The organism is Pseudomonas sp. BF-R-26, from assembly GCF_019947395.1.
Classification (GTDB): Bacteria; Pseudomonadota; Gammaproteobacteria; order Pseudomonadales; family Pseudomonadaceae; genus Aquipseudomonas; species Aquipseudomonas farris.
Map to the genome: position 1 here is coordinate 1 of NZ_JAGYGK010000022.1, position 20,346 is coordinate 20,346.

Genomic DNA, 20,346 nt, shown 5'->3' on the forward strand with positions numbered 1-20,346 from the left:
CGCGATAGCGGTCTTATAGTCACCATCATCGTGAATGTGAAACCGCTATCGCGAGCAGGCTCGCTCCCACAAGGGGTTGGTGTTCGGTGCAATGGTATTAAACAGTTCTCTTTTAGTGACCTTGAACCCATGAAAACCGTGGCAATGGTGCTGTTCCCCGACTTTCTTCTGCTCGACATGGCCGGTCCCATGGAGGTGTTTTCCATCGCCAATCGTTATCTGGCACCAGGCGACCGTTACGAGCTGTCGACCATTGGCACCGAGCCGGGTGCGCTGCGAGCTTCAAACGGCGTGAATGTTCAGGCCGATTTGCATATCGATCAGGCGAACGAACGCTATGACTTGTTGCTGGTGCCGGGCGGGCCGGGGGCCTACAACGAGAAGCATCCACCGTTGCTAGGCTGGCTTCAAGGCGCCGTCAACCGAGCAAACCGTTATGGGTCGATCTGCACCGGCGCGTTCGTGCTCGGGCATGCCGGGCTGCTGGATGGCTATCGCGTGACCACTCACTGGCATTACACCGAGCGCCTGATCAAGGGCTTCCCCAAGGCCACCGTCGAGACTGATCAGATTTTCGTGCAGGACCGCAATCTCATCACCTCTGGCGGTGTCACCGCTGGCATCGACTTGGCGCTCGCGGTAGTTGCCGAAGACCATGGCAAGAAGGTCGCCCAGGACGTTGCCAAAGTATTGCTGGTGGTGATGAAGCGCCAGGGCGGGCAGGCGCAGTTCAGTCCGTTGATGGCGGCAGTCGCACCCCATGAAACGCCGATCACCCGGGTACAGAATCATGTGCTCGAACACCTCGATGAAGCATTCAGCATCGAACGCATGGCCAGTCTGGTGAACATGAGTGCGCGGCACTTCGCCCGGGTTTTCGCCCGGGAAGTGAACATGACGCCGATGGAGTTTCTGCAAAGCGCGCGCATCGACTGCGCCAGGAATCTGCTGGAAACCAGCGACCTGCCGCTCAAGACCGTGGCCTATAAAAGTGGCTTTGGCAGCGTGCGGCATATGCGTTTTCTGTTCAGTGAAAAGCTCGGCCTGACCCCCACTCAATACCGCGAACAGTTCAGCTAGCGCGATTGTCCGTCACGCGCACCGTGATGGCCGTGACGCTCCTCCCGTGGCCGTTGTACCGACACCCATGCCTGCCAAGATACCTGTGAACTCTTTGCCATGGAGGTGCGGGAACCTGGATGGATGGGCGCGAGGGGTTTTGCAGTACCTTGAGCCGGGCCAGGTTTTCAGCGCATGAAAGTGCATGAACAGCCTCAGAGATATAAAAAGCGATGCGGTGCTGCGGTTCGGGCCCTACGCGTTTCACCTGCGTCAGCGATTGATCCTGGAGGTTGATCGCCCGCTGCGCATGGGCGGACGAGCCCTGGATATTTTGCAGGTTTTGGTCGAACGTGCCGGCTCGGTGGTGAGCAAGGATGCCCTGATTGCCCACGTCTGGCCGACCTCGGTGGTCGAGGAAATCAACCTGCGCGTGCACATCGCCGCCCTGCGCCGGGCACTTGGCGATGGCCAGAACGGGCAGCGTTACATCGTCAATATTCCCCAGCGCGGCTACAGCTTCATCGCCCCGGTACAACGCGACGGGACAGGCGCGCCGGTGCCGGTCGAGACTGTACACAAGCCTCTGCACAACCTGCCTGCGCGGCTCACCCCGGTGACCGGTCGCGACTCGATCGTCGGCAGTGTGGTCCGGCAGTTGCCGGTTCGACGTCTCATGACCTTGATTGGTCCCGCCGGCATTGGCAAAACTACCGTGGCGTTGCGCGTGGCCGAGCTGCTGTTGCAGCACTATCACGACGGCGTCTGGATGGTTGATCTGGCGGCCATCGATGACCCGGCGCAACTCGTCGAGCATCTGTCGCGCACACTGGAACTGGACGTCGGCGGGGGGGCGCTGGAGCAACGGCATGCCTTGGTGGTGCTCGACAATTGCGATCACCTGCTCGAATGCTGTCGGGCAGTGGTGGACAATCTGCTGGCCTCGGCGCCACGGCTGTCGATCCTCGCCACCAGCCGCGAACCCCTGCGAGCGGTGGGAGAAACGCTGCTGCATATACCGGCCCTGGCGGTGCCGCCGGCCTCAGCGATATACAGCGTGGCCGAGGCCATGGATTATTCGGCGGTGCAGCTGTTGGTCAGCCGCGCCCGAGCCCGTCAGCAAGGGTTTGCCCTGCGCCAGCAGGATCTCAAGGCGGTGCGCGAAATCTGTCGGCGGCTGGATGGCTTGCCCCTGGCCATTGAGCTGGCGGCGGCGCAAATCGACGCACTGGCGCTGGTGGGGTTGCAAGCGCAACTCGGCAACTGTTTTCAGCTGTTGAGCCAAGGCCGGCGTACCGCCGTGCCACGGCATCAGAATCTCAAAGCCGCACTGGACTGGAGCTATGAACGGCTGAGCCCGTTGGAGCAGATCGTGTTGCAGCGGCTGGCGGTGTTCAAGATGGCGTTCACCCTGGACGCGGCGATTGGCGTGATCAGTGGCGCGATGCTGTTGCCCGCAAGCCTGGTCAACGTGGTGGAGAGTCTGGCGAATAAATCGCTGCTGTCGGTGGAGCAGGGCAGCGGCGTGACCCGCTACCGTTTCCTCAATACCACGCGCGCTTACGCCCTGGAGAAGCTCGAACACAGCGGTTACTTGCGCGCCTTCGAACTGCGTTATGAACGCTACATCGGCCGGGCCCACTGGACATCAGTCGGGCAGGTCGCGCTGCAACTCGTCGAGTAACCGCCGGACTTTTATCAGGTCCGGTGTGGCGAAGCCTTCGGTGAAACGCTGGTAAATCGGCGCCAGCAGCTCATGGGCTTGCCGGAAGTGGCCCTGACGCTGCCACAGCAGGGCCAGTGATGTTGCGCTGCGCAGTTCCCAGGCCAGCGCTCCCTGGGTTTTTGCCACGGCTAACGCCTTGAGCAGCACTGCCTCAGCCGCACTGACCCCGGTCGGGCAATCCTCGGTCAGCAAGGCGTCGGCCCGGGCGCGCAGAATTTCCGCGGTGCTCCAGCCCGCCGCGCCGTTTTCGGCCCGTTCCAGTAGCACGTCATCGATGAAACCGCTGTCCAGCGTGACCATAATTTCCTTGATCAAACCGGTGTTCGCTTGCGGTGACGTGGGCGCATCGGCGCCCTCGATCACCTGCGCGTAATGTTTGGCCCAGGTGTAGAACAGCAACACCGAGTGTTTCTTCGCCTGCTCAAGCAGCAGGCTCAGGAGTTCGCGAGCGACCGAGGTGTCGCCGTTGTAGTGGGCAATCAGGCAACCGGACAGTGCCAGGGTGTAGCAGATGGACGTGCCGTGATCGATCTGGATCGCAATATCAAGCGCCTGCCGCGCGGTTCGCCAGGCTTTTTCCGGGTTCCCTTGCAGCCAGAGGATACGCGCCAGAATCGTCAGGGCCGCAACGCTCTGGTCGTACTGCACGCCAAAGCCGTGGGTGAAACGGTTGAGGTGACCGCTCTGGGCCAGGCGCTGAATGACCTGCTCGGCATTCTCCCGCGCCAGTGCCTGATCCCCGGCAAAGTGCTGAGCCAGGACCCGCAAGCGATGAGTACTGAGGGACAATACCGCATCGCCGTGCAGGCCCAGTCGTTCGAATTGCCGGCTCTGCTCCAGGGCCATTTGGTAGTTGCCGCAACTGAGGTTGACCGCCATGTGCCCCGAGACGGCTCTGAGCTGACCCACCGCATCGTCGCACTGTTCGGCCAGATGTTTGGCGCTGACGAACGCTTCGATGGTCTCAGTACTGCCGCCCTGAGTGTGGTAGCAAGAGCTGCCGAGGGCGAGTTTCAAGGTCATTTGCAAGCGCGGGCAGGGGTGATGCGTCGCTTCGAGCAATGCCAACGCTTTGCGCACATACACGCCGTGCTCCTTGAGCAGCGACAGTTCCTGCCAGAGCGGCGTCGAGGTCGCGACGAGGCGGATGGCCAAGGCCTGGGGCCCTTGAGCGTTCAAGCCCCAATCGAGTGCAGAACGGATGTCTTCCAGATTGCGGGCATAACGCTCGGTCCAGCGATCGCTGGAGATGTGCTCCCAGTCGTTCTGGGCTTGCTGCATCAAGGCCAGGCAGCGTTCGGCGTGGCGCTCGCGGGTGTCCGGCAGCTCGTGGGCCTGGGCGAGTTTTTCCAGTGCATAGCCGCGCGTGGTGTCGAGCAAATGGTAGAACACCTCTTCGTCGCCGACTTCCACGTTCAGCAACGACTTGGCGACCAATTGGGTGATCGAGGCGAACACCACGCCGGGTTCAATGTGTTCACCTACAATCACGGCGGCCGCCGACTCCAGGGTGAAGGCGCCCTGGAACATACCCAGTCGACGCAGGCAGGTTTGCTCACAGGCGTTGAGCAGTTCGAAGCTCCAGTCCAGCGTCGCGCGCAGAGTCTGATGGCGGCCCAAGGTCGTTTGGCCGCCTTGGGTGAGCAGGCGAAAGCTGCCTTGCAGTTGCGACAGCAACCCACTCAATCCCAGACTGCCCACTTGCGCTGCCGCCAGTTCGATGGCCAACGGTATGCCGTCCAGACGCCGGCAGATTTCAATCGCCAGCGGCAGTTCGGCTTCGCTCAGTTCGAAGCAGTCGTGGCTGGCCATCGCCCGTTCGACAAACAACTGCAGCGCCGAAAACGTCAGGGCCTGGGCGCGGTCGAGCACGGCGATGGGCGGCGGGCAGTCCAGCGATTCCAGGCGCTGCACGAACTCGCCTTCGGCCCGCAGGCTCTCGCGGCTGGTGGCCAGAATATGCACTTGGGGCGCCGCGCGCAGGATGCTTTCGCTGAGTAAAGCAATGGCGTCGATCAGGTGTTCGCAATTGTCGATGACCAGCAGCATCTGCCGTTCGCGCAGGAGCGTGGCGAGACCGTTCATGGGTTCGGCGTCGTGCAAGGACAAATTTAGCAGCGCTGCCAGGTGCGCGGTGATCATCAAAGGGTCGTTGATCGGTGCCAGGTCCAGCAGGCGAATGCCGTCTCGGTAGCGGCCGATCAATTGTTCGGCAACGCGCAGTGCCACCGTGGTCTTGCCGATTCCGCCGGGGCCCACGAGGGTGATGAAACGCTGCCGCGCCAGTTGGGTTACCAGGCTGTCGACCAGAGCCTGACGACCGATCATGCGAGTTCGACGGATCGGCAGGTTATGCCGGCTCGGTTCATTTTCGACGCTTTTCGGGCTTTGCTCGACTTGCGTCACAGAAAACGGCGCCACAAAACTGTACCCGCGTTGGGCGACGGTGATGATGTAGCGCTGGCCGGCCTGACCGTCACCGAGGGCTTTGCGCAGCGCCGCCATGTGCACCCGCAGGTTGATGTCTTCCACCACGCTTTTGGGCCAGACCCGGGCGATCAGTTGCTGCTTGCTCACCACATGCCCGGCGTGTTCCAGCAGGATCAACAGAATGTCCATTGCCCGCCGACTCAGGCGCAAGGGCTGGTCGGCCTCCATCACCAGGCGTTGTCCGGGGTAGATCCGGTAAGGGCCAAAATGGATGGCCTGTTCGGGAGAAAGGGTCAACGGGTCACTCCTGCTTGCATCCGTCTATCACGCGGTATCCGGGCATATTCCTCAGGTTTTTTCGGCAGCGCAACGCAGCGTCGAGCACCTGGTGGCAGTGCGTATCGGTCACTGTATTCAAGTCAGTCCTGGTCGGTCCCGTATTTATTGGGCGCGATGCCGCTGAAGGCGTAGCGGAATCCATTGGCGCACCATTAAAAATTAACAACGTTTAACTCGTCGTGTATCCGGTCTACGCTCAAAAATCCATCCCTTCAAGTTCAACCGAAGGCACTGACCTTCTTGCAACAAAAAGCGTGCCGAAAAAGGATGAACACTTCTGGAGGAGCCGGAATGAGCAACGTGGTGGTGGTCTATCACAGTGGCTACGGGCATACCCGCGTCATGGCCGAAGCCGTGGGCCAGGGTGTGGAACGGCACCTGGGCAGCACCTGTCGGCTGATTCCGGTCGAGGAAGTGAATGAGCACTGGGAACGCTTGCACCGTGCCGATGCAATTATCTTTGGCGCCCCGACTTACATGGGCAGTGCCTCGGCGGCCTTCAAGGGTTTCATGGAAGCTACCGCGTCGTTTTACCTGGCCCAGCCCTGGCGCGACAAGCTCGCCGCCGGGTTTACCAATTCCGGCTGCCTGTGCGGCGACAAGCTCAACACCTTGCTGCAAATGACCGTGTTCGCCGCCCAGCACTCAATGATCTGGGTCGGCCTCGACCTGCTGCCGGCGCGCAGCAGCATTGGCTTGTTCGATGGGCAGTTGAATCGCCTCGGCAGTTCGCTGGGAGCCATGGCCCAATCGAACGTCGAACAATCCCCCGACCTTGCACCGCCGCCCGAAGACCGCCGCACCGCCGCGCATCTGGGCGAGCGGGTGGCACGCCTGGCCGAACGAATGGCCCGCACCACTTATTAACCGCCGCAAAATCCATGCATGAGGAGACATCACCATGAGTACCTTTACCACCCGAGACGGCACCGAGATTTACTACAAGGACTGGGGCACCGGTCAACCAATCGTCTTCAGCCACGGTTGGCCATTGAACGCCGACAGCTGGGAGTCGCAGATGTTCTTCCTGGCTTCCAAAGGCTACCGGGTCATTGCCCATGATCGCCGTGGTCACGGTCGTTCGAGCCAGCCATGGTTCGGCAATGAAATGGACACTTACGCCGATGACCTGGCGCAGCTGATCGAGCATCTGGATCTGCAAAACGCCGTGCTGTTCGGCTTCTCCACTGGCGGTGGCGAAGTGGCGCGCTACATCGGTCGCCACGGCACCGGTCGGGTGGCCAAGGCCGGGCTGATTTCCTCGGTGCCGCCGTTGATGCTCAAGACCGAGGCCAACCCCGGCGGCTTGCCGCTGGAAGTGTTCGACGGTATTCGTCAGGCGTCCCTGGTCGACCGTTCGCAGCTGTACAAGGATCTGGCCAGCGGTCCGTTCTTTGGCTTCAATCGCCCGGGTGCCAAGCCGTCCCAAGGCATGATCGACTGGTTCTGGCTGCAGGGCATGATGTCCGGCCACAAGAACGCGTATGACTGCATCAAGGCGTTCTCCGAAACCGACTTTACCGAAGACCTGAAGAAGTTCGACGTGCCGACCCTGGTGGTGCATGGTGACGACGACCAGGTCGTGCCAATCGAAGCCGCCGGCATCGCGGCGGCGAAACTGGTCAAGGGCTCCACATTGAAAGTCTACCCGGGAGCACCCCACGGTCTGACCGATACCCACAAGGATCAACTCAACGAAGATCTGCTGGCGTTCATCAAGGGCTGATCAAGATCAAAAGATCGCCGGCTGCGCCAGCGCCTACACGGTTATGTGAACCCCTGTAGGAGCTGGCGAAGACTGCGATCTTTTGATTGTGAGAGAGGGAAGGGAACGCACGGCCCGACAGCGCCAGGCAAACGGTGAAACGCCTTCGCTGCGGGTGAAGATATGGGAAAAATGTGCCTGATCGCAGAAGCCGCATTCCAGGCTGATTTGCGTCAGTGTCAGGTCGGTGTTCTGGATCAACTGCTTGGCCCGGGCGATGCGTTGCCGGCGAATCCAGTCTTGCGGCGAGAGGCCGGTGCTGCACTTGAACGCACGGGAAAAATGACTGCGTGACAAGGCGCACGCCCGTGCCAGTTCGGTCACTCCCAGGGTTTCACCGAGGTGATCGAGGATCAACTGCTTGGCCAGATTTTCACGCCAGGGGCTGAGCCCGCCAGTGGGTTTTTTTCGCGTTTCAGTGGAGGACGCGCTGATCGCGTTTTGCTGAAAGTGAGCCATGGCCAATATCCGTGTCGGAGGGCGCGCGCGGGTGCGCTGCACGGTAAGTCAGCACGTTCCCTCTGAAAAAAAGGTCTGCGCAGAGGGCTTCATTCTTGGTCGCGAGAGCTTTGGCTTGCGAGTTAAACGTTGTTAATTCCGCGGTCAGGCCAAGCGTGAAAAAGCCTCAACTGAGCACATCGCTGCAATCGCGCCAACGCAGGGCCGTGCAAGATTGACGACGTGTAGCGGCCTGGACAGGGCCGCATTTTCTGGCTCGATCAAGGGTGATCTCATGAAGCTTTCCCACGTTTGCATGCTTGGCGGACTTGGCCTGTCATTGGCGCTGATGTCCGGCACCAGCCTGGCCCAGGCACCAGCTCAGGTGAACACTCAGGTACCCGGTTATTACCGGCTCGCGGTGGGCGGCTACGAGGTGACGGCGTTGTTTGATGGCTACAACGACCTGTCGCCCAAACTGCTCGACGGTCTGACCCAAAACCAGATTCGCGCGTTACTGGCGCGTCGTTCGATTGAAACACCGGGGGTGCAAACCGCGTTCAATGCGTTTCTGGTGAACACCGGCAAACAATTGATCCTGGTGGATACCGGGGCGGGGCAGTGCATCGGTGCCACGGCGGGCCAGCTGTCGGCGAACATGAAAGCCGCCGGTTATCAGCCAGAACAGGTCGATACCATCCTGCTCACGCACTTGCATCTGGATCATGTGTGCGGGTTGGTGGACGGGCAGCAAAAACCGGTGTTCGCCAATGCAACGGTCTATGCGGCCAAGGCCGAAGCCGATTACTGGCTTGACCCTCAGGCTATGGCCAAGGCACCAGCCGGTGCCAAGGACTTTTTCAAGATCGCTCAGGACTCCACCGCGCCGTACATCGCGGCCGGCCGTTTCAAGACCTTTGCTGCCGGGCAGTCGCCAGTGCCGGGCGTTGTCGATGCCGAGCTGGAGGCCGGGCACACACCGGGCAGTACCACGTATCGGTTCAACTCCCAAGGCCAGAGTATTCTGTTCATGGGCGATCTGGTGCATAACCTGGCGGTGCAGTTCGAGCATCCCGAGGTATCGATTCGTTTCGATGTCGACAGTCAACAAGCGATCAAGAGTCGCGCCAAAGTTTTCAGCGATGCGGCCGCCAGCAAGATTTGGGTCACGGCGGCGCATTTGCCGTTTCCGGGTGTCGGCCATATCACCGCAGTGGACAAGCATTTCCAGTGGGTACCCATCGAGTACGGGCCTTACAAACGAGCGGCGAAAGTGCCGATGATCGAGTAAAGTCCGACAGACTCGCGCCTGGCTGAACACCAAAGGAACCCTGCCCATGAACCGTAACGATCTGCGCCGCGTCGACATGAACTTGCTGGTGATTTTCGAAGCCCTGATGTTCGAAAAGAACCTGACCCGTGTCGCCGAAAAACTCTTCATGGGCCAACCCGCAGTGAGCGCTGCGCTGGGGCGGTTGCGTGATTTGTTCGATGATCCGTTGTTGCTGCGCAACGGTCGCGGGATGGAGCCGACGGCACGGGCGTTGGCGATTCTCAAGGAGCTGCAACCGGCGATGGACACCATCTCGGGGGCGGTCAGCCGCGCCAAGGAATTCGACCCGACGACCAGCTGTGATGTGTTTCGCATCGGGCTGTCGGACGATGCCGAGTTCGGTCTGTTCCCACCGTTGTTACGACAACTGCAAGAAGAAGCACCGGGAATCGTGGTCGTGGTGCGCCGCGCCAATTACCTGCTGATGCCGGCATTGCTGGCCTCCGGCGAAATCTCGGTGGGCGTCAGCTACACCACCGACCTGCCGGCCAACGCCAAACGCAAGAAACTGCGCGACATTCCGTGCAAAGTACTGCGCGGCGACAACCGGCCAGAACCGCTGACCCTGGATGATTACTGTGCGAGGCCCCATGCCATGGTGTCGTTTTCCGGTGACCTGAGCGGCAACATCGATCTGGATCTGGCCAAGGTCGGGCGCACGCGACGTGTTGTACTTGGGGTTCCGCAATTCAGCGGTTTGCGCGCGTTGCTCGCCGGCACAGAGATGATCGCCACTGTCCCCGATTACGCAGCCTGCGCGTTGGTTGAGGGATGTGCCTTGCGCGCCGAAGATCCACCGTTCCCCATCGACGCTGCACAGTTGTCGATGGCGTGGAGCGGGGTGCACGACAACGATCCTGCGGAGCGCTGGTTGCGCTCGCGGATCAGTCAGTTCATGTCGGTGGCGCTGGATATTCCGGTGGTTTAAGGCTGCAAATACAAATCTTCAAAACGCCTCAAGCCCGCTCCCACAGGGGAATGTATGTTGATTCGAGGGCTGTGTTTAATGGTGTTTAGCGTTACTTCCTGAAAGCTACAGATCCTTGCGCCGTTGCCTACGACTGCGCCAGAATCCGCCGGCTTGTGCGCTTTGGGTCTGGTCTTTATCGTTTCCGCATCGCTGAGAACTCAGCGATCGGGTTTAGCGACTCGGACTATTCAAAGTGCATCAGTGCTCCAGACTTTATTGCCGACTTTTGACGTCTGCAATTGCGTTATGGTGGCTGTATGCGGGAGACCCTCGGGTCTACCGGGTGCCTTTGACCGGTTCGCTAACCTGCATACAGTCGCCACCCTTATTTGTTTAGCGACAGGTTCTGGTGGTGCTATTTTCCAAAGGAGATTCACCATGTTCAAAGCCACACCTAACCCGCCAGAAACCGACGACGTTTCCCCCTACGATCCCCTCGATCCTAAAAAACTCAACGAAGCCGCCGAGCGTGCTCTCGATCACTACCTCAAACCGTCCGACCCCAAGACCGCGCGCAAACCGAGCACGATCTACACCGTCGCCCCGGGCATCGACATCGAAGAGCTACTGGCCAATGCCTGCGAATCCTTTGCCTCGGCCAAGGTGATCGCCAGTGACTGTGCCGGGTTTCTGGAGGGGCCGCAGCGCAATACGGTACTGGGCGTCGCGCAGCTCATCATGCTGGGTGAACTGGCTGTGAGTCGGGCGCTGGATAGTCTGGAGTTGAAGGCAGCCCCGGCCGTCTGACCGGATTCAATACGAAACGGCCTTCGGGCCGTTTTTTGTGCCTGAGCAGTAGTGAGCACGCACAAAACCCTATGGGAGCGGGCTTGCCCGCGATGGCGTCGGGTCAGTCGACATCACTGTTGAATGACACACCCTATTCGCGGGCAAGCCCGCTCCCACAGGGTTTTGTGTCGTTCGGGCGTTCAACGCACTCGCAAAGAGAGCACGTACATTCAATTTTTCCCCACCCCTTGGCGGCACTATTCAGGCCAGTGATTGAACAGGGGTGAGCCATGAACGCTTCGCAACGGGATGAACAGGCGCGGGATGTCGGGCTGCTGTTTTTGCGGGTCAGTGGCGGTCTGTTTCTGCTGTGGGTTCACGGCTTGCCCAAGCTCCTGGACTTCAGTGCGCAGCTGCAACAGATCGAAGACCCTTTCCACCTCGGTGCCCACCTCACCCTCAGCCTGGCGATCTTCGCCGAAGTGCTGTGCCCGCTGCTGATCATCGCCGGGGCGCTGGTGCGTCTGGCGTGCTTGCCTATTCTGTTTGTGCTGCTGGTGGCGCTGTTGATTGTGCATCCGCAATGGAGCGTGGCCGAAGGGCAGTTCGGCTGGCTACTGTTGATCCTCTTCACCAGCATCTTCATCGCCGGGCCTGGCCGGCTGGCGCTCAATATCCGATTCGCCGGAGCCTTCCGTTATGCCTGATTCCAATCGATTCGAAGAAGTCGTGACCCTGATCGTCAAGCACCGGGTCAAGGCCGGTTTTGAAGTCCCTTACGAGGCCTGGCTGCGCAACATTGTCAATGTCGCCGGGCAAAGCGAAGGGCACTTGGGCGTGGATGTGATCCGTGCCAAAAACGGTGGGCTGGACATGTTCACCTGCGTGCTGCGCTTTTGCTCCACCGAGGCCATGCAGCGCTGGCTCGACTCGCCGCAACGTCAGGCGCTGGTCGATGAAGCTGCGCCGATGCTGGCCGACGGCGACCAGACCGAGGTCAACCCGGTCAATGAATTCTGGTTCTCACCGCTGGCTGAGGCCGGTTCGCCACCGCCGCGCTGGAAGCAGGCCGTGGTGACGTTGTTGGTGATCCTGCCGCACACCTTGCTGGTGCCGCTGCTCTGGGGGCCGCTGTTGCAGCTCAATGCCTTCCTGTCCAACTACGTGGTCGCCACTTTCCTGATCACCCTGACCATTGTGCTGTCGGTGGTGTACGTCTTTATGCCGCTGGCCACGCGCCTGTTCGCGCCGTGGCTGGAAGCCGGCCAGTCCCATTCCACACAGCCTTAAGGAAACGCGATGAACGCCGATCTGATTTTGTTCAATGGCCAGTTTCATACCGTTGACCGTGAAAAACCCCTCGCCAGTGCCGTGGCGATCAGCGACGGCCGTTTCGTCGCGGTCGGTACCGATGCCGAAGCCATGGCCCTGCGCGGTTCGGGCACGCAGGTCATCGACCTCAAGGGCCGTTGCGTCATCCCCGGCCTCAATGACTCGCACCTGCACCTGATCCGCGGTGGTTTGAACTACAACCTCGAACTGCGCTGGGAAGGTGTGCCGTCCCTGGCTGATGCCTTGCGCATGCTCAAGGATCAGGCCGACCGCACGCCGACGCCGCAGTGGGTTCGGGTGGTGGGTGGCTGGAACGAATTTCAGTTTGCCGAAAAACGCATGCCGACCCTGGAAGAACTCAACCAGGCGGCACCCGATACGCCGGTGTTCGTGCTGCATTTGTACGACCGCGCCTTGCTCAACCGCGCCGCGTTGCGCGTCGCCGGTTACACCCGCAACACGCCGAACCCACCGGGCGGCGAGATTGTGCGCGATGCCAACGGTGAGCCGACCGGCATGCTGGTGGCGCGGCCGAACGCGATGATTCTGTACTCGACCCTGGCCAAAGGGCCAAAGTTACCGCTGGAATATCAGGTCAACTCGACCCGCCAGTTCATGCGTGAACTTAATCGCCTCGGCCTGACCAGCGCCATCGACGCTGGCGGTGGTTTCCAGAATTACCCCGACGACTACGCGGTGATCGAGCAGTTGGCCAAGGACCAGCAACTGACTATCCGCATCGCCTACAACCTGTTCACCCAGAAGCCCAAGGAAGAACTCACCGATTTCAAGAACTGGACCGGCAGCGTCAAGCTGCATCAGGGCGACGACTTCCTGCGGCACAACGGCGCCGGGGAAATGCTGGTGTTCTCGGCGGCGGATTTCGAAGACTTCCTCGAGCCGCGTCCAGACCTGCCGCAAACCATGGAAGACGAGCTGGAACCGGTGGTCCGCCACCTCGTCGAGCAGCGCTGGCCATTCCGTTTGCATGCGACTTACAACGAATCCATCAGCCGCATGCTCGACGTATTCGAGAAGGTCAACCGCGACATTCCCTTCAATGGTTTGCCATGGTTTTTCGACCACGCTGAAACCATCACCCCGCAGAACATCGAGCGGGTGAGGGCGCTGGGCGGTGGTATCGCGATTCAGGATCGCATGGCGTTCCAGGGGGAATATTTCGCCGAGCGTTATGGCGCCAAGGCCGCCGAAAACACGCCACCGATCAAGCGCATGTTGGCCGAGGGTGTACCGGTCGGCGCCGGCACCGATGCGACTCGAGTGTCTAGCTACAATCCATGGACCTCGTTGTACTGGATGGTCAGCGGTCGCACCGTCGGTGGGCTGGCGTTGCACAGCGAAGGCCTGCCCCGGCAGACCGCGCTGGAACTGTTCACCCATGGCAGTGCCTGGTTTTCGTCGGAACAGGGCAAGAAAGGCCAGATCAAGGTCGGTCAACTGGCTGACGTGGCGGCATTGAGCGCGGACTTTTTCAGTGTCGAGGAAGAAGCCATCAAATGGATCGAATCGGTGTTGACCGTGGTCGGCGGCAAAGTGGTGTACGCCGCCGGCGAATTCGAAAAACTGGGGCCTCCCAGCGTGCCGGTGCTGCCGGACTGGTCACCGGTGGTCAAGGTGCCGGGTCACTGGCGTCCGGCTTCGCCGATGCAGGCGCAGGTTCACCATTGCAGCGGACCGTGCGCGGTGCATTCCCACAGCCATGAACGGGCGCGTTTGTCGAACGCACCGGTCAGCGATTTCCAGGGGTTCTGGGGCGCGTTTGGCTGCTCGTGTTTTGCCTTCTAGTCATTTAAATAAGCGCCGACCTAGTGTGTCGGCGCCCTATGAAACGTCAATCCTGCGAGGAGTTTCACATGAGCAACGTTCCTTACAAACGTCTGAACAAAGATGATGCAGTGGTATTGCTGGTCGATCACCAGACCGGCCTGATCTCGTTGGTGCAGGATTTCTCGCCCAACGAATTCAAGAACAACGTGTTGGCCTTGGGCGACGTGGCCAAGTTCTTCAACTTGCCGACCATCCTGACCACCAGCTTCGAAAACGGCCCGAACGGCCCGATGGTGCCGGAGTTGAAAGAGCAATTCCCGGACGCGCCATACATCCCGCGTCCAGGCCAGATCAATGCCTGGGACAACGAAGACTTCGTTAAAGCCGTCAAGGCTACCGGTCGCAAGCAACTGATCATCGCCGGTGTGGTGACCGATGTGTGCGTGACCTTCCCGACCCTGTCGGCGCTGGCTGAAGGCTTTGAAGTGTTCGTGGTCACCGACGCTTCCGGTACGTTCAACGAAACCGTGCAGCAAGCGGCCTGGGCACGTATGGCAGCGGCCGGCGCACAGCTGGTGAACTGGTTCTCGGTGGCCTGCGAGCTGCAGGGTGACTGGCGCAACGACATGGAAGGCCTGGCCAATCTGCTGTCGCCACGCATTCCGAATTATCGCAACCTGATGAACAGCTATTCGGTGCTGAGCTCCAAGTAAGCAATCAGGCTGCCAGCCTTGGGCTGGCAGCTTTTTAAAAGATCGCAGGCTCGGTTTGAAGAGCAGGATCAAAAGATCGCAGGCTTCGCCAGCTCCTACGTGATTGGGTACACCCGCCATTGACCGGCGGCACGCAATCCCTCGTAGGAGCTGGCGAAGCCTGCGATCTTTTGATCTTTAGATTTGGGGAGCCGGGAACGGAAAAAACGGCTATAAAGCGTTTTACTGTCAACCAGGGCGCGACAATGAACCCGTTCGAGGATATGCGTATTTTTTGCCAGGTCATGGACTCTGGCAGCTTCACTGCGGCAGCCGATCAATTGGGGTTGTCCAAACAGTACGTCAGCCGCCGCCTGATGCAACTGGAAGAGCGCCTCGGCGTGCGCCTGCTCAACCGTTCGACCCGGCGGTTGGACGTCACGCCGCTGGGGCAGAGTTATTACGAATCAGCCCTGCGCCTGCTCAGCGAAGTCGAGCAAGTGGAGCAGGGCATCGCCGGCCAGACCACCGAGCCTCGCGGCACTATTCGCCTGAGCGCGCCGTTATCGTTTGCCGTGGCGCATCTGGGGTGTCTGTTACCGGAGTTTTTGCAGCGTTATCGCGATGTCACCGTGGAAGTCGACCTGAGTGATCGGCCGGTGGACTTGCTCGGCGAGGGCTACGATCTGGCATTGCGCATTGGCGTGCTGGAAGACTCGACACTGATCGCCCGACGCCTCGCCTCCATCGAGCGGGTGTATTGCGCCAGCCCGGTGTATCTGGCCGAGCGGGGCACGCCGCTTAAACCCGAGGATTTGCACACCCATGATTGCCTGCCTTACGGCCACGGTCGTCAGGTGCAGTGGCGTTTCGAGGGGCGGGGCAAGCCGCTGAACGTCAACGTCACGGGGCGGATGCGGGTCAACAATGGTGAGTTGCTCAAGGACGCAGCCATCGCCGGCATGGGGATCACGTACCTGCCGACGTTCATCGTCGGTTCGGCCCTGAAGGACGGCCGACTCGTGCCGGTGCTAGATGATCTGCGCCCCGAACCGCTGACTTTGTCGGCCGTCTACCCGCAACATCGCCAGAGTTCGCGACCGGTGCAGGCGCTGATCGAGTTCTTGCGTGAGCGGTTGAATCAACGCGCAGAGGGTTCGCACTACCGCTGATTTACAAGTTCGCAACAAAGCTCGAATGGCGATTTTCCTGACGCTGATCCAGACTAGTGCCGGCCAATCAAAGGCCCGAACTCTGGAGCGTGCAATGGAAATGCCGACAAAAGAAAAAGCCATCGCCAGTAATCGCGATGCGTGGAATGACTCCGCCCCACATCACAAAGATACCCCTGAGTGGCAGGCCTGTTTGAGTGGCGTGAGCCATGGCGATTTTTCCTGCCTGGATGACACCCTCACCGGGTTGCTTCAACAGGTCGGCATCGATGGCAAGGATGTGGTGCAACTGGGCTGCAACAACGGACGTGAAAGTCTTTCGTTGTTTGCGCTGGGTGCCCGCCGTGTCGTGGGCATTGATCAGTCGGAGGCCTTTCTCGATCAGGCTCGGGAGCTGGCATTCGTTTCGCCCTATGAGCCCGAATTCATCGAGGCTGACGTCCATCACCTGCCGACGGATCTTCACCAGCGCTTCGATGTAGCGCTGATTACCATCGGCGTATTGAACTGGATGCCGGACATCGCCGAATTCTTGCGCCATGCCGCGCAAATCCTCAAGCCCGGCGGTGCGCTTGTGGTGTACGAAACCCACCCGTTCCTGGAGATGTTCGACCCCGAGTCAGCCGATCCCTATCGCCCGGACAGTTCGTATTTTCGCAGCGAACCTTTCGTCCAGAACCAGCCGATCGTCTATGAAGGCAAAGTCGAACAGCCGGCCTCAGCGTCTTACTGGTTCGTCCACACCTTGGGCGCCATCTTCACCGGTGCCATCGAGGCGGGGTTGCAGATCAGCCACTTCAAGGAATACCCGCATTCCAACCGCGAAGAACTCTACGATCGGTATCAGCAGCAAAAGGCGCAGTTGCCGTTGTGTTACACGTTGGTCGCGGTGAAGCGCTGAGCTTCGGATCTGAGAAATGAGTTGTACTGACTGACGCCATCGCGGGCAAGCCCGCTCCCACAGTGATCGCTGTCGTTCACAAATCTTTTGGTCAAAGCAGATACCTGTGGGAGCGGGCTTGCCCGCGATGGCGACGACACGGTCCGCAGTCAAGCAACAACCATCGCTCCCACCAGCCAAAATCACGCCTGCGCCGCAGTCGCCGTCGACTGCGCAGGTTTGCGCAGTTCAGTCAGCCGTGAGCCGCTGTAGTAGGTTTCGCGGAAGAAGCGAAAGCGGCCGAACAGGTCGTAGACGTGGGTGATGCGCCCTTGCTCCTGGTAGTCCATGCGCAGGTGCATTTTCATGGCCTGGATGTTGCGGACATCGCAGACGTCCATGACCTTGTTGCAACCTTGGTCCCGCATAGCACCCCAGATGTTGTACTGGGCATCCACCGACAGGGCGGAGCCGAAGTATTGAGGGATCATTTCACCGCCGAACTGGAAAAACTCACCGGGTTGGACCCGGAACCAGCAGCCGTAATAGTGCTGGTCAAAGTAGTCACTGAGGCTGCCCCAAATGAATCCGATCGCATCACCTTCCTCGTCCAGATACATGTGCCCGGTGTGACCTTCGGACGCGATTTGGGCCATGGCCTTGACGCGATTACCGTAATACTTGGTGAAAGCCTTGGCGTTCTCCTGGGTAATCGTCACCAGACGCAAGCCCGTGTAGGGCCGTAGTTTGTGCGGCGCTATTGGGGTGACCAGATCGCGTCCCAGCCACAGCAGCTCTCGGTGCAAGTACACATAGCGATTCCAGAGCGTCTGGAGCGTGTGAAGCAGGCCTTTTTCTTTGATTCGTTCGCGAAGCTTGTCGATGGCGCTCATGAAGTCCTCCGAGGCTGAAGCCAGGGTGTGGTGGATAAGGTTTTTGATAGCGATAAATCAAGGTTGCAACGGGCGTAGCTCAATCGAGTACTGCTGTTCGTCTTTGAGCGTCCTTGGCACAACGGCATAGGACACTCTCGGAATGCCCGGAAGGCGCTTCTCCAGAATGTGAGCCAGAGACTCTCCGGGGTTTAAATAGATATCGCCAAAATCGGCCCCGATATGGGTCGGGTGGACAACAATTTCCAACAGGCCGTCGATCGGCATCGCCACGTTGCGCAGGTCCACCGGGGTGCATACGTACTGGGCGGTCGCGCCGGCCAGGCGGTTCAATCGATGATTGAACAGCGTCTTGAATACCCGCTTGGGCACACTCAGGTTGTTTCCCAGATGGCGCGCCAGTCGCACGGGCACCCCTTGGCGGGCGGCGAAACGCGCGACGATTTCACCGACGGGCCAGATGTTGTGCACGTGCTGATGGGAGTCGATGTGGCTGGGGCGCAGGCCATTGTCCAGGCAGCGTTGCCATTGGGCTTCGAGTTCCTCCAGCACGGCGTCGCGATCCTGGCGGTTGAGCCAGAGACTGTGGCGGGGCAGGTTGAGATTGAACACGCCCTGGCTGTCACAGAACGTCGAACGCGTGAGAATCGACGGGCTCAACGGCCGGCCATAGGTGAGGTTGAAGTGCAACCCGATTCGTCCCTGGAGCAATGACTGCTGGGACAGGACGCAGGCTTCCTCGAACGCCGGCATATTGGCCATGGCGGTGGCGGAGCTGATGACCCCGGCCTTGAAGGCGCCAAGGATCACCGCGTTTTCGCTCGAGCTGAGGCCGAAATCGTCAGCGTTGACTATGACTTGGCGAGGCATGTTTGCCCTCCATGGTTTTTTCGGTGGGTACAGGGCCTTTGTCGGCGGGCGCGGGAGTAGGAGTGGTAACAGGAACAACCAGCGCCGCTGCACGCCTGGCCTGCCATTTTTTCCACCAGGGTTTGAGTTGGTGCCAGAGCCGCATGGCCAGCCCCAGAGCGAGGCCGCTGGGACGCCAGGAGTAGAAACTCCAGCGCCAGTGCTCCAGTTGCCCGGTCATGCGCTCCTGGAGTTGATGGCTGGAGTTCATCAGGCTGACTCGCGAAGCGTCGATCCAGTGCCAATTGTCGTCCAGGCCCCAGCGAATCCACTCTTCGAGCAGCACACGACCGCTGCCCAGATCGGCGTATTGCGGCAGGAACGCCAGGTTGTAGTCGTACAGCCGGCCCTGTTCCAGCAAGCCGAGCCGGTAGCTGATGCAGCGCCCGTCCACTTCCAGTACCACCACCCGCAGCAGTCCCTGTTCGGCGAGGGCGGTGAAGGCCAGGTTGATCCATTGTCGGCTACGGTTGCTGGTGAAAATCCCGACGCCTTCGACACCTTTCCAGCTCTGCGCTTCGACTTCGCTGAGGGCCTGCAATAAAGGCCCGATGGTGGTCGCGTCAGGGGTTACGCGTCGGACCTGGGCACCATAGGCCAACATGCGTTTACGCGCCCGGCGCAGTTTGTAGCGCGGGTCGCCGGAGACTTCCTGGCGGTCGGCCTCGCTGATCAAATGCACCGGCACCCGGCAACTGAGGCGACGCTCGCCGGTCGAGCTGTGGGCCATCCATGTGGTCAGCGCGCTTTCTTCGCCGATGGGTTCGGATAATTCATTGAGTTGCAGCATCGCATGGGGCACGCGACGGCGGATGATCACCAGTGCCTTGCGCATGCTGTCGGCATCGAGGCAAGTGAGCAGGGCCAGGCGGTCAGTAAGGGGATAACCGAGGTGACGCAGGACCCGAAATGGCAGCTTTCCAAAGCGCTCCACGGATGCCACCAGCGGCAGGCACAAGGTTAATTCATCGCCCTGCCAGCCGAGCAGAACGTGCAAGTGTTCTCCAGCGGTCAGTGCCTGTTCCGACGCGCACAGCCAGGCCAGGGTGTTGAACGGCGTGTGATCGGGCACGCGCAGGCGCAACCCCTCATAGGCAGCTGCCGGAAAGTCCGGGGCGCACAGCGAGGTGCGCCATTCGAATCGTGCCACCATAAGTTCAGGCCACCGCCTCAGGAACAGGTGAACGGGACGGTTTACGTAGCGCATCCAGGCGTGAGTCGCTGTAACGGGTCTCACGAAAGAAGCGCCAGCGACCGAATAGTCGATAGACATGCTGGATGCGTCCTTGCTCTTGATAGCCCATGCGAATGTGCAGTTTCAGCGCCGGTATATTGTGGGCGTCGCAGACATCCACGACCGTGTTGCAACCTTGGGCCTGCATGGCTTTCCAGAGTCTCAGTTGCAGGTCCACCGAGAGCGTGGTGCCCCAATAGGCGCGAGCCAGTTCGCCGCCGAATTCGAAGAATTCGCCTTTCTTGACCGGGAACGTGCAGCCGTAGAAATGCCGGTCGTGATACTCCCGGGTACTGCCCCAGATGAAGGCCACCGCATCGCCTTTGCCATCCAGATACATGTGCCCGGTGTAACCCTCGGTGGCCAGTTCTTCCATGATGTTGACCCGGTCACCAAAGTGACGGGCAAAGGCTGCGGTGTTGTGCACCGTGATGGTCTTCACTTGCAGCGGTGGGCAAGGCTTGAGCCGGTGGGGCGGTACCGGGCTGACCAGGTCACGCTTCATCCACAACAGTGCCCAGTGAGCAAACACGTAGCGCCGCCATACGACCCTGATCGTTGCACGCAGGCCTTTTCGTTTGATGTGTTGGCGAAGTTTCCCTAAGGCATTCATATCATTGCCTCCTGACAGGGACCGGTCGCGAGTGGCGTCCTGCA

At 60.2% G+C, this 20,346-nt stretch carries 19 protein-coding genes; 13 read left to right on the forward strand and 6 right to left on the reverse strand.

Going from position 1 to position 20,346, the window contains the following annotated elements:
• Nucleotides 1-129: 129 nt before the first annotated feature.
• Together KGB18_RS26890 and KGB18_RS26895 are read left to right on the forward strand one after the other, a co-directional pair.
• A complete protein-coding gene (locus tag KGB18_RS26890) occupies nucleotides 130-1,080 on the forward strand; it encodes a GlxA family transcriptional regulator (protein ID WP_223570771.1) in 951 nt (316 codons plus the stop codon).
• Nucleotides 1,081-1,264: 184 nt separating this feature from the next.
• Nucleotides 1,265-2,743, forward strand: coding sequence for an ATP-binding protein (locus KGB18_RS26895; protein ID WP_201060064.1), 1,479 nt, complete (start codon nucleotides 1,265-1,267; stop codon nucleotides 2,741-2,743).
• Here KGB18_RS26895 and KGB18_RS26900 read toward each other — a convergent pair.
• Complete coding sequence (locus tag KGB18_RS26900; protein ID WP_223570772.1) at nucleotides 2,708-5,512, reverse strand: ATP-binding protein; 2,805 nt, start codon at nucleotides 5,510-5,512, stop codon at nucleotides 2,708-2,710. The two genes, KGB18_RS26895 and KGB18_RS26900, sit on opposite strands and share 36 nt — an antisense overlap.
• A 333-nt stretch (nucleotides 5,513-5,845) precedes the next feature.
• On the opposite strand from KGB18_RS26900, the gene KGB18_RS26905 reads away from it, so the two are divergent.
• The gene (locus KGB18_RS26905; RefSeq protein ID WP_123721075.1) at nucleotides 5,846-6,421 is read left to right on the forward strand and encodes a flavodoxin family protein; all 576 of its coding nucleotides are present in this window, start codon (nucleotides 5,846-5,848) and stop codon (nucleotides 6,419-6,421) included.
• A 34-nt stretch (nucleotides 6,422-6,455) separates the two neighbouring features.
• The gene (locus tag KGB18_RS26910) at nucleotides 6,456-7,280 is read left to right on the forward strand and encodes an alpha/beta fold hydrolase (protein WP_038978364.1); all 825 of its coding nucleotides are present in this window, start codon (nucleotides 6,456-6,458) and stop codon (nucleotides 7,278-7,280) included.
• Between the two features lie 33 nt (nucleotides 7,281-7,313).
• On the opposite strand, the gene KGB18_RS26915 is transcribed toward KGB18_RS26910, so the two are convergent.
• Entirely contained in the window at nucleotides 7,314-7,778 is a 465-nt protein-coding gene (locus KGB18_RS26915; protein ID WP_123721076.1) for a helix-turn-helix domain-containing protein, read from the reverse strand.
• Between the two features lie 274 nt (nucleotides 7,779-8,052).
• Here KGB18_RS26915 and KGB18_RS26920 point away from each other — a divergent pair, with 274 nt between their 5' ends.
• The 9 genes from KGB18_RS26920 to KGB18_RS26965 all read left to right on the forward strand — a co-directional run bounded on the left by KGB18_RS26920 (nucleotide 8,053) and on the right by KGB18_RS26965 (nucleotide 16,674).
• Nucleotides 8,053-9,048, forward strand: coding sequence for an MBL fold metallo-hydrolase (locus tag KGB18_RS26920; RefSeq protein WP_123721077.1), 996 nt, complete (start codon nucleotides 8,053-8,055; stop codon nucleotides 9,046-9,048).
• A 46-nt stretch (nucleotides 9,049-9,094) separates the two neighbouring features.
• Complete coding sequence (locus KGB18_RS26925) at nucleotides 9,095-10,018, forward strand: LysR family transcriptional regulator (RefSeq protein WP_123721078.1); 924 nt, start codon at nucleotides 9,095-9,097, stop codon at nucleotides 10,016-10,018.
• Between the two features lie 420 nt (nucleotides 10,019-10,438).
• Nucleotides 10,439-10,807 (forward strand): DUF6124 family protein, encoded by a 369-nt coding sequence (locus KGB18_RS26930; protein ID WP_123721079.1) that lies wholly within the window; start codon nucleotides 10,439-10,441, stop codon nucleotides 10,805-10,807.
• A 272-nt stretch (nucleotides 10,808-11,079) separates the two neighbouring features.
• The gene (locus tag KGB18_RS26940) at nucleotides 11,080-11,496 is read left to right on the forward strand and encodes a DoxX family protein (RefSeq protein ID WP_123721080.1); all 417 of its coding nucleotides are present in this window, start codon (nucleotides 11,080-11,082) and stop codon (nucleotides 11,494-11,496) included.
• Nucleotides 11,489-12,079, forward strand: a complete 591-nt coding sequence (locus tag KGB18_RS26945) for an antibiotic biosynthesis monooxygenase (RefSeq protein WP_223570773.1) — start codon at nucleotides 11,489-11,491, stop codon at nucleotides 12,077-12,079. The genes KGB18_RS26940 and KGB18_RS26945 overlap by 8 nt, the downstream gene beginning before the upstream one ends.
• Before the next feature lie 9 nt (nucleotides 12,080-12,088).
• Nucleotides 12,089-13,927 carry an amidohydrolase gene (locus KGB18_RS26950; protein ID WP_123721082.1) on the forward strand — a complete coding sequence of 613 codons (1,839 nt, stop codon included), beginning with the start codon at nucleotides 12,089-12,091 and terminating at the stop codon, nucleotides 13,925-13,927.
• Between the two features lie 68 nt (nucleotides 13,928-13,995).
• The gene (gene ycaC, locus KGB18_RS26955) at nucleotides 13,996-14,622 is read left to right on the forward strand and encodes an isochorismate family cysteine hydrolase YcaC (RefSeq protein ID WP_123721083.1); all 627 of its coding nucleotides are present in this window, start codon (nucleotides 13,996-13,998) and stop codon (nucleotides 14,620-14,622) included.
• A 245-nt stretch (nucleotides 14,623-14,867) separates the two neighbouring features.
• Nucleotides 14,868-15,773 carry a LysR family transcriptional regulator gene (locus tag KGB18_RS26960; RefSeq protein ID WP_123721084.1) on the forward strand — a complete coding sequence of 302 codons (906 nt, stop codon included), beginning with the start codon at nucleotides 14,868-14,870 and terminating at the stop codon, nucleotides 15,771-15,773.
• Between the two features lie 94 nt (nucleotides 15,774-15,867).
• On the forward strand, nucleotides 15,868-16,674 hold the full coding sequence (locus KGB18_RS26965) for a methyltransferase domain-containing protein (RefSeq protein ID WP_223570774.1): 807 nt from the start codon (nucleotides 15,868-15,870) through the stop codon (nucleotides 16,672-16,674).
• A gap of 182 nt (nucleotides 16,675-16,856) precedes the next feature.
• Here the strand turns inward: KGB18_RS26965 and KGB18_RS26970 are convergent, their stop codons facing one another.
• From KGB18_RS26970 to KGB18_RS26985, 4 genes are read right to left on the reverse strand one after another with little or no spacing between them, the layout of a single operon-like run.
• A complete protein-coding gene (locus tag KGB18_RS26970) occupies nucleotides 16,857-17,546 on the reverse strand; it encodes a hypothetical protein (protein ID WP_201060072.1) in 690 nt (229 codons plus the stop codon).
• A gap of 57 nt (nucleotides 17,547-17,603) precedes the next feature.
• Nucleotides 17,604-18,416, reverse strand: coding sequence for a ChbG/HpnK family deacetylase (locus KGB18_RS26975; protein ID WP_201060073.1), 813 nt, complete (start codon nucleotides 18,414-18,416; stop codon nucleotides 17,604-17,606).
• Nucleotides 18,388-19,608: a GNAT family N-acetyltransferase gene (locus KGB18_RS26980; protein ID WP_201060074.1), complete on the reverse strand. Its 1,221-nt coding sequence runs from the start codon at nucleotides 19,606-19,608 to the stop codon at nucleotides 18,388-18,390. Before KGB18_RS26980 ends, KGB18_RS26975 begins: the two co-directional genes overlap by 29 nt.
• A 4-nt stretch (nucleotides 19,609-19,612) precedes the next feature.
• Nucleotides 19,613-20,302 (reverse strand): GNAT family N-acetyltransferase, encoded by a 690-nt coding sequence (locus KGB18_RS26985; protein WP_201121263.1) that lies wholly within the window; start codon nucleotides 20,300-20,302, stop codon nucleotides 19,613-19,615.
• Nucleotides 20,303-20,346 lie beyond the last annotated feature (44 nt).